This is a genomic window from Zhongshania borealis, assembly GCF_039539625.1.
Lineage (GTDB): Bacteria > Pseudomonadota > Gammaproteobacteria > Pseudomonadales > Spongiibacteraceae > Spongiibacter > Spongiibacter borealis.
Map to the genome: position 1 here is coordinate 1 of NZ_BAABDM010000018.1, position 12,655 is coordinate 12,655.

The 12,655-nt window shown below is 54.1% G+C and carries 2 protein-coding genes; both read right to left on the reverse strand.

The features are described 5' to 3' along the window. The coding region (locus ABD836_RS19335; RefSeq protein WP_344939281.1) for a hypothetical protein at nt 1-596 on the reverse strand (596 nt) is incomplete at its 3' end. Nucleotides 597-1,062: 466 nt separating this feature from the next. Beyond that, the coding region (locus ABD836_RS19340) for a neutral/alkaline non-lysosomal ceramidase N-terminal domain-containing protein (RefSeq protein WP_344939284.1) at nt 1,063-12,655 on the reverse strand (11,593 nt) is incomplete at its 5' end.

Below are 12,655 nucleotides of genomic sequence, written 5' to 3' on the forward strand. Positions count from 1 at the left end.
CTGTCATAGTCGTACTGGCCGTCGGCGATATCAGTTTCGCTGGCGTCAAGGTGTGCTATTGCGGCTTCGTTACTAATGATGTCGCGCTCGCCATCATTGTTTGCGTTGCGCGCAAAGGTGGCTAAAGCACTGCCGTCAAAGTTATTGAAATCGACGGTGCCGCTAAAGTTACTTGCAGCCTGCTGAACAGCGCTTGTTATGTCGATGCCGTTATTTGGATTTTTGTCCGAATCCAGAGTAATGAGGAAACGTCCGATGTTGGTACGGATGGCGTCGTCGCCATTGGCGAGCTGGCGGGGTGTAATAAAGACAGTGTCTGCTGAGGTAATTACCGTGCCAAGCGGAATGCTGCCGAGGAAAAAGCGCACTGTTTCCTGGGGGATAAATTCAAAGCTACCGTCTGTTGGGGTGATAGCCGATGTGCCGCTATTGCGGGTGTAGCGCAAACCCTTTACGGGCCCGTCGATCACATAGCCTGTTTGACTGTTTGGTGATGAGGTCGGCGGGGTGTTGGTAGAGACACTGCTACCCCCACCACAAGCCGATAAAATCAGGCTAGAAATAAGGAATGTTAGCGGTTTAATCGCGTATTTCATGCATACACCTCTGGCATGGGGCAAAGAGCTGGTTTTCTCACCACGGATCGGCACGGAGAAGCTGGGGTGAGTTAGGGAAAATCCATTTTTTATTTGTATTCGACGTGACCGCAGTGATTTTTATTGATTAATACTGGCGTGTTGTCGGTGCATATTTACATCTAGTATACATTCTGCTTTAAGTGTGACAATGACGCTGAGCGGCAATATTTGGCGGCGAGACTTACGAAATTGACGAAAAAGGATATGAAACAAAGAGATAAAGGTTTTTTGCTGATTGCAGCTATTACGCGTAATTACATAAATGTAATCTTGATGCTAGGTGGCCGATTGATTGAAGACTTTCGGCGTATAGAAGTACGAAGGCGATTGCTACTCCAGCCGCAACAAAGCCAGGGTAATAGTATTTGTTTTAGTCTGTGTGTATGTCGCTGCGGCTCGTTAGCCGCGGCGACATACAGTTTTGTTAAAATCCACTTACAGCATTGATAACGACGGGGATTAAGCGAGAGCGAACGGTATTCGCATAAGGCGCCGCCACATTCTTAGGTGCGCTGCTTGGCACCATAAACTGCCACTGCTGACCGTCTATTTCGGTAATTGGTGCTGGCGTGAAAGCATTGTCACTGTCGTGAGTGAAAAAATAGTGAATACCGTGTGCACCAAAGGCGCCTTGGCGTTGATCGCAGCGCAGGCTGGCGTAGGGGATATAGTCATTCAGGGCTTCGTAGCCGCTCATTACTCTGAGGTCGTCAGAACGTTCGCCAGGCCAGGGCCGCGCCACTGGATCGTCGCCGGTACCGTCGTCAAGACAGGCATCGTCGCGGTAGTAGGGCACAATTAATGGATTGGCCAGTGCTTGGGCATTCTTTAACTCAAAGATATAGACCAGCGAACCAGAGTCGCCCTTACCTGAGATTTGCTCCCAGTTTTCAAAACCCAGTGCTAGGTTGAACGTTGGGTCGGGTGCATCAAAAAAGGCTGGGTAATCTTGCAGGCTGTCGATCTGTCCAAAGTCGTCGTTCACGCCATCAACCGGCACACCCTGGGGGCGCAATACCGTGTAATAGCGACCAGCAGGAACATTTTCGTTTGCCGCTGGCACCATGGCTGAACGATTGTAATCCCAAGATGTGTATAGGCCATCTGGTGGAATAGGATGCACGCGAATACGGTAGCGGTAGGTGACCAACTCTTTATAAAAACTCTCGGTTTTGGTGACGTTGGTCCCAGAGTCTGCGCCCCATACTTCGCGTATCGCGCGGACTGGGCCGCGGCGCTCACCTAGTAAGGTGGAGTTTGCCTCCCAATTAACTTGTTCATCCTCAAAACCGACCAGTGATACGGTTGAGTCTGGGCTCTGTTGAAAGGCGCGGCCTTTCCAGCGGTCGATTAAGTCAGGGCGGCTCTGCCAGTAGGCGCTGTCTGATGCATCTGCATTGGGTGATTTAATGCGAATATCTCTGACCATCCAGCGGCCGCTAGCTTCCCAGCGGTAGGTGTCAGTACTAACCACAGTGCCATCTCTGGGGAAGCGGTCGCTTGATGTACGGCTAACGTTTACGCCGTCATCGCAAACACTGCCGCCAACATTGGGGCCGTAGCCGGTATTGCTGGTGCCGAGTTTTTCTGGATCGCTGTCAGCAAAAAAACCGCGATCAATCCATTGGTCAGCATCAGCATTGCGCTGGTAATTCACGTAGCCAGTACTTGCATTGAAAGATGAACCGCCGTCCTTTTGAACGAGGTAGACCGCCCTAGGTGGGGTGGCCGCGGATTGCAGTGGGTCAACTAAGGTGACGATTTGTACTGACTTCCAGTCCGCTGGAAAACTGTAATCTTGCTTTAGTTCGCCAGCGTCGCTGGCCATAAAGACAATTTCGTCGTCGTTGTCGATACCCGGAATTGGGTCAGGGCTTGCTTGCGGGTATTCCGCATTACAGTCTGAGCCTTGGGCATTCCACATTTCGCGGTCCCACACATAGCTGAGTTCTGGGTCGGTAGCTGAATACATTGAAAACCCAGAGTTTGCGTTGGCCAAGAAGTAGGGCATGCGCTCGTCAACTTGCACCGGGATCTCGACAAAACCATTGCCGGGGGCGGTGGAGTCATAGCGATACGCTGCTACTTCGTTTACCGCGACCAATCCAGGTACTGCAGCGTCGTCTGCGGCTGGGTAGAGCATAATGCCATTGTGGGCGTCGCGGACATAAAACTCTGTATTGCCGGTTTGGTCCTCAAAATCGCCACCAACTCCCCAGGGATAAGGTTTTGCGATACCTTCCGCCGCGGGCACGCTCCAACCAGGCAGTTGCGCGCCGGTAAGCACGACCGGTTCTACTCGGCGCTCGGCGCTAGTTGCTGAAGTGAGGCTAGCTGACGGTGTGTCGCCGAGGCCGAGGGCATTGCCGAGTTCAGTTTCAAAACTGGCTTGGTCGCCCGTGCTCGCTGCAGCGATGGCAGCGCTTAGGCTGTTGCTGTCACCTATTACTAAGTTTGATATGTCGGTCGTTAGTCCTTCAAAAGCGAGGCTAAAGCCACTTTGTGCTAACTCAAAATTGCCGCTGAGAAAGTCTTGAATGACAGTGGACATTGACGCAAAGAAATCCGCCATGGCGCCGGTTGCACCGCTGCCGCGGCCATCGACAATATTGGGCTCGGCGGCTTCTGGCGTGCTATTGCCGTAGACATCGTTGCCAGATACGGTAATACCCATTCCGAGGTCTTTAATGTTCGCACGGTATACCGCAACCGGATTGCCATCGCGAATAATCATGAGCGGTTTGCTGGCGATTACCGTTTCTTCTCCGTTGTTAAAGGCAACACTACCCGCGCGCACAGGAGCAGAATTTTTTGCGTCTACCTGGGCGTCGATCAATCGGTAATTATTGGGCCGCGGTGTGTAAGCGAGGCTGACCTCGTAAAAGTCAGTGGCGATAGCGACAGCGTCACTGATTACTAAGCTGTCGCTGGCACTGATTGCAAAACTCGCCGAGCTAATTTCATATTCAATGGCCGCGGTATCGATTTGATGCCCAACTACATTGAATCGATAATTGCCCAGTGGCCAGTCTTTGTTGGCTTCGAGTGTCGCCGTCCATAAATGGGCGCCGAGACTTAGGCGGTAGTCGAGGTGAATTTCATACAGGGTTGATAGTACTTCGCCATTATCACGCTGCACATCTAACCACTCACCACTGGCGGCCTGGCGCTGTAAAACAACAGTGGGTAATTCTACTATGGGGTCATTTCCCTCCCAGCTGAAATACGCGGTGTCGAAGCGTTTTATGTCTTGGGGTTGAAGCTGCGCCAGTGGGTTGATGCCGCTGCCGGGAATGGCAATGGGCTGTGGCACATTGTTGTAGTAGCCGCTGTAAAGATCGTAATTCACGGTGAATTCATCGGTCGGCGCGGCGCTGCCGTCGCGCAGTGCGCGCATTAATTCACGCTGCGTATCGAGTAGGCGACCGCCAAGTTTCCAGCCCCAAAAAGTGGTGGTGCCTTCGGTACCGCCCAGATCCCAGTCGGCTTTTAAGTCTGGCAAAATATAGCCAACATGGTCTTGGCTATAGCCCCAGATAAAAGTTTTTTCTGTTTGAAAACCTTCGGATTCTGCTGCCTCTAATAAGCGCAGACCTTGCTCTACTAGCGGTTCGCCGGGTTGGGCCAGAAACAGTGCGTCACCAATGCTGAAGGCGGTTACGCGCGTGTCTTGGGGAACAAATGCGCCATTTTCAGCTACGCCGTTGTCAGCTAAATCCATAGGGTCAGGTATGGGGGCTGGCAAGCAAGCCGGTATTTTTTCGTCACTGCTGGGGCCAACGATGGGTACGCCTAAGTCGGCGTTACATTGTGCTGCGCCCCACTCATAGGGAAACTCATCGCCACTATAGCCGAGTGTTTCTCTGGATAAGATAACGCGCTGTGACACTACGCGGATGTCTGGAGCCAAATTGAAGTTATTAACGGCGTTGTAAATGCTCATTACCTGTGGCGCCATTAACTGGCCGTAGCGTTCAATACCCTGTAATTTTGGTTTGGCGACATTGCGCGGGCTAACATCTCCCGCAGCGCTTTGTACCAGCATAGCGACCATAGGACGGTCAAATTGCTGCTCAACTTCGCGCTCAATACCGGCCAAGACGTCGCCAGAAAAATGCAGGTTTTCAACGTCGAAGGCAATGCCGTGGGCGGCGAAATTTATAACTGCAGCTAGCGGCTCACCTTGCGCGTTATCTATACGCAGTACACCAATACGTTTGCGCAAAATGTCTTGTGCGCTAACGCGCTCAGCTGTGTAGGGTGAGCGACTGCGGCGGAAGCCATTTAGGCCCAACTCGTCACTGCCCATGGCATAGCCGAATTGCGCCGGCTCGTTATTGCGCACCGACTCGGCGACCAGCTCGGCCAATTGGCTCACGATGCGTTTGAATAATTCAGGTTGGTATAAATCCATCGCCAGCCAGAAATACCGGGCAGAGTGGTTGGCTAATGTGCCGGGGCCGTCGTGGGTATGGGTTGCTGACATCACCAGACCTTGTTCAAGATCACAGCCTGCGGGCCGGTCATCGCCCAGCAGCGCGGTCGCTTGTTCGGCAACTTTGATGACGACTTCGTCGAGCATACCGATAAAGTCGGTCTTCACCATAATCACACAATCGCTGCCATCGTAGAGTGAAACGGCTTTGGCGATGAGGGAGTCGTAGTAACCCTGGGTGGGCGGTGAGTACGTTGAATAGGGTGAATGCGCTGCGCGGAGCTCGTCGGGTACGCTGGGTAGTAGATGACCGTCGTGGTCTTGGGCGGGTAAAAAGTCCGCAAACTCATCGACAAAAGCTTGGAAGCCATCCGCAGGATTAATGTCGGGGAAGTCCTCAAACTTTTCGGCAACGGGAATATAATCGCCGCCCACAGGTGGGCGAGCGTAGCCCCCAAGAGAGCTACCAACGGGAATTAAAATAGATTTGCGTGCAGTACCTGCCATTAACATGGCAGGTGGATTGCCGGCATCGGGATCTGGTTCAACAGGCTCGTCGGGAACATCAATAACCATTCCTGCATTGTTAGCTGCCAGCATTGCGCCTGCTGTTGCAACGTCGCCAATTAGCGCGCCGCTGCTGCTCTGTAGAATCGCAGCGGCGGTAAGTAAGTCACCGTTGCTCATCGCTGCCATGGCATCACCCAAACCGCTTGCGAAGTCGTTTAATGCTGCGGTAACGGGGTCGCTAGGTGAACTAGGATTGCTATCGCTTGCCGTTAACGACACCGCTGGCACTTGTGGGCAATCACCTGCAGAGCGCACGTAGTATTGGTGGCGGGTGTCAATTATGCGGCCTTGCTTGTGCAGAAAATGCGACTTTTGACACTTGCCATGCTGCGCTGCACGGGGGTATCCGTGAGGGTCAAAGTCATCACCGCGTGGGGCAACGTTACCAATCGGCGGGCTAATGGTTTTACCTTCGTCAAATTCCATTAGACCCGATTTGCTGCTGCGACAACCGCTTAGGCAGAAGCTTGGCGCAGGGCTGTCGTAGCTAGAGTCATCGCGCCCTTCAAGTGGTAATCCCCAAAAAGTCTCAACGTCGGGATCGCGATGGCTAAAGAAGTCCGCTCTATCTGTGTATTGAAAAGGAACACCGTCGCCAGGTGCGCGCTGATAAAGATCGGCAATATCAACGCCGATAGTGCGGGCCATTACCTGGGCGCTCCAGTGGGTAACTTGATGGTCGGCAAACGCCGGTTGCATCAGCACTTGGTTGTCGGGACCGTGTAAGGCGCTATTGTCAGTGATGTGGTGGGCGTAGCCATTGTTTTCACTGCGGTCCCACAACATTTGCATTAAGGCGAAGCCAATGTCGCGGTCAAGGTCGTCGGGGTAGGCCAAGTACAATGGCATTGCGTAGGGCGGTAGCCCCGGTTCTTCGACGTTAAATTCGCTGTCGAAATCGACACTGCGTCGCAGCAAAGTCGAGTAGTTCATGCCAACAACACCGAGTACTCCGCGCTGCACGTCTTTTGACATGGCGACGAATGCGCCGCCAACAATTGCACCTTGTGAATTGCTGTCGTAAAAGATTTCGCTGTTATCGAATACTGGTTTGCCGTTCAGTTGGAACGCTTCGTTGGCACCAAAACCATTCTCATGACGAAGGGCGCGGGCAAGGAACATATAGTTCAGTAGGCCTTGCTGGGAGGCATCAGGAATAGTGGCGAAGTTCGACAAGTCGAGCAGTATGCTAATCACATTAGCAACGTCGCCAGTCGAGAAACCGAATAAATCGACGCCACAAAAAAGAAAATTGTGGTCACTGCTGAAATCCGGTACTTGCTCGTAGGTTACCGCTTGATGACCATCTAAAAGACCGTGGCCATAAACCCCAGCTCGGGCAGGGTTATCCGCTGAGGCTTGGGCGGGAATCTGACAGGTGAAACGTGTGGTCATGGTTGCGACACTGTCAGGAAGCTCGTCGCCATAAAGCCCACTTTGATCCGGGGTGTAGAACAGCCGATTGGGTGGCAGCGAACCGCCGTCGGCAATACCGACGCCCTCAAAGAGAGTGCTACAACCTTCGCGGAAACTACCCTCAGGGATTATGTTGCACAGCGTTTCGAGTTGTGTACTTACATTGTCGATAGGGGCTGGGTCGCTCGGGGTTACAAAGCTCGGCACGGTAATGGTGCCTTCAATGCGACGTGCCATACCACGGCCGGGATTTTCAGTCACTTTGTCGACAGTGAATACCGGCGCAGATCCCAGGTCGGTGATTTCACCGGCGCTATTTTCTTGTTGGCCTAGGGACGCAAATGCCGCATCGCGCATATGGCGCAAACGGCCAACTGTGCTTTCGGTGCTGGCAACGGTGAAATCCCAAGCGAGATAAAGGTCGCTGTTGTTGATGGCGATCCCCGCATTTTCTAAGGTTGGGCGCACGTCGCTGTCCCATGCTATACAGCGATCCTCTAGTACTGGAATGCCGTCAGCGTGCTGGTCGCGACAGGCTTGGAAAGCTGGCTGGGCATCGACAAACTCACCGTTTTTACTTGCACTGGGCAATTTGCGCAGTATCACCACGTAGCGGCGACCGTGCTCGAAATTGCGCGCGGGTCTAATAATAAGCGCTGCGCGGGGCGCCTTACTTGGATCTGGGTTTTCGATATTACTCCCTGGTAGCAGTAAACCCGCGTTAAGGTCTATTTCAGCCCAGACCGGGTGAGGCTCGCCAGTTTCGGCATCGAGTACCAGTACGGCAGAATTGGCTAGGTCTAATGACTCACTGAGATGGCTTAGGCGCGGTGCGCCCGGCACCGTGCCGTCGTCATTCGCGGCAAGGTCTGGCACAAAGGTGGTGATCATTTGCCCTGGCGAGAATCCGTCGTTGCGGTTCCACTCTCGTGGGTCGATGGGTTTGCCGGCAGTATTGCGCGGCATGCCTAAAATATTGAAGTTGACCTGTCTGCCACTGCCGCCGCGTTCGCTAGCTTGCACGCTGTCAGGGCTGGCGATTGTTGTAAATTGATTGCTTGGGAAGGGGAATAGGCAGTGGGCTGGATCGAGCATATCGCAGCCCTGTACCGCCGCCTGAGCTGCTTGCAGAATGACTTCGCCGTTGGCGGGCAGCGGTGCGCCGCTGCTAACGATGCCGGCGTAGATTTGATCTGCGGCAGCTTGTAATGGTGCACCTAATTCTGGAATCGTTGAAATACAGCGACTACCGTCTGGTGTACACACCGGTAAGCTGGCTTGGTTATTTGTTTGACTAGCGCACCCTTGTTCGTCGACCTCACTATCCGTTGGGGTATTGGGGCAGGCATCACTATTGTCGCCAACACCGTCACTGTCACTGTCGTAGCTTTCATTCGGGTCATAGGGGAAAGCGTCGTCGGCATCGTTAACGCCGTCGTTGTCGTCATCGCTGTCTAGGTTGTCGCCGATGCCGTCGCCATCTGAATCTTTACTTTCGCTTGGGTCAGTGGGGAAAGCGTCGTTGCTATCAGGCACGCCGTCTTCATCGCTATCCACCTCGCAGCCGCGGCCACGCATGTCTTCGGCGTTTAAAACGGTATTGTCGCGTGGGTCCGTTAACCGGAAGGCCGAACGCTGGTAGATAGAGAGGCGATTTGCTGCGCAATCACCGGCAATTTTATAGGGGATATTGGCGCCAGTTAATGGATCGAAGGTGCCTGCGCCAATGCTGCTTAGGTCTGCGCTATTATCAAACTGCTGCGCTTTTAGGCGATCAACGGCACTTAGGTCGTCGCGAACGTAGCGATCAAACCAGGCTTGGGTGTAATACATTGAAACCCGCTCGCCATAGCGGCTGGCCGGTAAAATCAGCGGTACGTACGTCCATTCTAAGTGCGTGCTAGAGCGAAGTCCGATACGCATGCTGTCGACATTGGCCGCAACCATTTGCTTATAGGCATCCAGTTTTGTCTCTTGGTTTGGCGGGCTGTCTGGGCTTGCTGGCGTTGCATTGAAAAAGTACTCGGCGGTCAGGCTTAAGCCCGGCGCTTTGATTGGTAGGGTATCTGTATCGCTCACGCTGGACAGGGAATCCCAGCCGACAATGGCGCTAATACAGCCATCGCGCATGGCGCGGGGGGTTGCTGGGTCGCAGGCGAGTTCTTGGCCAACCACGGAAATGGCCGAGGCGCCTAGAGAGTGACCTGCATGGCCGATGCGGCTGCGATCGACGTCAGCGGCAAAGGGGTTGAACAAATTGCTGCCGGCGCTATTGGCATTGTCTTCAATGTACTGATTTTTTTCACTAGATAGCAGCCAGCGATGGGCGTCGCGGGCGCCTTGTAAGAAGTTGTACGCTTGTTGGAAGGGTACGCCGTCACAGCCATTACTATCACAGGCATAATTGCCATCCGGTGAATGCGGTAGTGTTTCGGAACGGCCCTGGCCTTGTACGTCGTACATCAGTACCAAATAACCCGCCTCTGCTAGGCCTTCTCCGGCCCAGTTATACATTTCTTGATAACCCTGAATCGAGCCGGTGGTAATGACTATCGACGGGTAGGGGACTGGCACGTTAACCGGCGGACGGAATACCCTGCCAACTAAGCGCGCGCCGCTTTCGGCAACAAAACTGATGTAGTCAACGCGGCCACGGCCAGCGTCTTCCCAGTCTTGCTCAATGCGGTAGGGGTCCGTGGTGCGGCCGGCGGGTGTCCACTGCGCCAAGGTTCCCCGGGGGCGAGTGGGGTCGGCTAATTGTTCGATTAGGTTGTAGCTAAAGGTTCGCGCGGTGCCTTCGGCGAGTGCGACACTAAAGGCCGGATGCAGGGCCATGTCAGTCAGGCGCTGTAAGGAGCACATCACGTTCATGAAATCACGCTGCTGCCATGCCTGTGCGTCTGTTGCTGGATCTGGGTCGCTGGCGGGTTGATCGCAATAGCTTTGCCCTGGCTCGGTTCCGCTTAGCGGTAAGCCCAGGGTGTCGCTGAGATTGTGGACAACATCAAGCACACCGACAACGCCGCATGCTGCGCCGCTAGGGTCTAGCTCGCATTCGCTTGCGGCAAACTGACACAGCGGCAAGTCGGCGTTAACCAAGCAGCTACTTACATCGGCAGCGATGCCAGCGAGTGCTGACATGGTACCCGTGGGGTCATTGTCCTCAAGCGGATTGACGAGGGCGCTTAGCGGACATTCTGCTGAGCTAAGCCCACCGTTTAGGCAGATTTCTTTTTTGGGGGCACTGAGTAGCCCCACCAATGGAGACAGTGCACAGTTCTCTGCGCGAGCGTCGGCATAGCAACCGGCCAGTGGCGATTCGGCGCCAGTGGTAGGTGCGCTACTGCTAAGTGAGTCAGTTGCGTTAATGTCGGTGAGGGGCTCACCGTCAGCGTCAGTTATATATAAAGGTAGTTGCACAGCCCCTGAAATCATGACTGCAGGGATACTTGCATCTCGCGAGGCGGCTGCGGCAAATTGCGGATGCACTGCATAAAATAGCAGCGCAAGCTCATCGCCCGGTAATAACCGTTCGGCAACCCCGGTCAAGTCAATGTCGTGGGTGCCGAGGCCCCGAATAGGGGTGAGTTGGTCGTCGATCAACCCAAAATTGGGCGCAAAGCCGCTTTTCTTACCAAGGCCAACAAAGGTAATGCTGTCGCAGCCGTCGCGGCTGCCGAGTGGATTGCGACCGTTGTCGCAGCTCATCTCATTGATGCCGCTAAGACTGCTAACGGTGATCTCGATATGGGGCATACCGGCGAGAATTAATTCCTCGGTCGCGGTACCTAAGGTCGCGTAAATCGGCAGATTGCCGCTGACATTGGCAACGCCGACTAGACCGTTGGGTACTGGGGTGATTGGCGCGAATTCACGTGTCGTGAACAGCGCTTTAGTAGATGCATTAGCCGGATCAGCTTGCGGCGCTAAAATCTTATTGGCGGGCAGGGTGACTGAGTCACCGTCGGTGCCTAGAGCAAAACACACACTGTCGACGTCGGCAGTTTCCATATTGCGAAGTTTTTGCTCAAACCATGCCTTGGTGTCGAGTTCGCAAGTTCCAGTGCCTGACGAGGTTTTGTCGGGGGATTGCACGACTGGAAGCACGTGCCCCAGTGGCGCGCCATGATGGGTTTTAATACTGACCTGCGCTCCGGCAGCAGTAAGGCATTGCTGGTTCCACCACACTTCATTGAAATCGAATAAAGTGTCGATCATGCCGTGGGTTAATAGAACGTCTAAACCGTCGAAGTAGCTGCTGGGTGAGGTCGCGCCGACTAAGAAATCGCCTAGACCGGGGCGGCCATTCTCTTGCTGGTCAGGAACATTGTAGCTACTGCTTTGATCGATCATCGGGATGAGATCGTCAGCCTGACTGTAAGCGGGGTAGGGCATGCTCGGCAGCCCATTGGCGGCGCACCAGTAACCAAGCCCGCGGTAGTGGAACCAGTCAAGTGAACGGCGTGGCCACTCATTCGTTGCGAGGGCACGGGCGACGGTTTCTTTGGTAAACGGGTCTTGGCTGAACTCCAGTGGCGAAAGGTTGCGCTGCTCGGTCTCTAAGGCTTGCAGACCTGCGGCATTGCCCTGCGCTTCGCCGGCGCCAGGCAGTACTAATCCCCAAGCACTTTTAACTACATCGCCAGGATTGAGCGAATTCCGAAGGTCGTGCCAGGTGATGTCGGGCACAATGGCGTCGAGACGCTTTTTGGTATCGGTTGCGAGTAGGGCTAACTGAAAGCCGCCGCCATAGCTCGAACCTTGGGCGCCAACAAGAAGATTGATGCCGTCGGCAACACTTACGGCGTTGGCCGGCCGGGCGCTGAACTCGCCGGTCGCTTCATTGCGCCACGCAAGATAATCGAGGTTTTTTTCTGCCCAGTCCAAAATTTGATTTAAGTATTGGCCTTCAAAGTCGGGATCCATTGCCCGCACGGTGCCGCTTGAACCACCAAATCCGCGAGGATCCCATGATATGACGGTATAACCGGCGTCGCGATAGTCGTCAAAACCCTCGGTCGCGCGTGGCAGGCTGTAGCCTGGGCCATGCATCATTAGCGGGTGGGCGGCGAGGTGAGTTTCACCACAGTTGAATGACGTCGGCTCGAGTACTTGGAAGGTGACAACTTGACCGTCGTAAGTTGCAAGGGCGACTTCAAGGCTTCTGCCGCCGTCTAGATGAAATCCCGATTCGCAAGACGCTTGGCTTACTTGGCTTGCGCTGCAACCAACGGAGTTACGTGGTTCGTCAGTGGGGGTATTGGCGCAATTGTCACTGTTGTCACCGACACCGTCTCCATCAGTGTCGCCGGATTCGTTTTCATCTTCTGGAAAGGCATCATTCTCGTCGGTCACACCATCGTTATCATCATCGGTGTCCGCATTGTTGCCAATGCCGTCGCCGTCGGTGTCGGTGTGCTCGCTGGGGTCAAACGGAAATGCATCGTCTTCGTCTTGAACGCCGTCGTTATCATCGTCGTCGTCAGCATTGTCGCCGATGTTGTCGAGGTCGTTATCTTTGGTTTCATTCGGATCGTTTGGGAAGGCGTCATCGTTATTATTTACGCCGTCATTATCAATATCGTCATCACAGGCG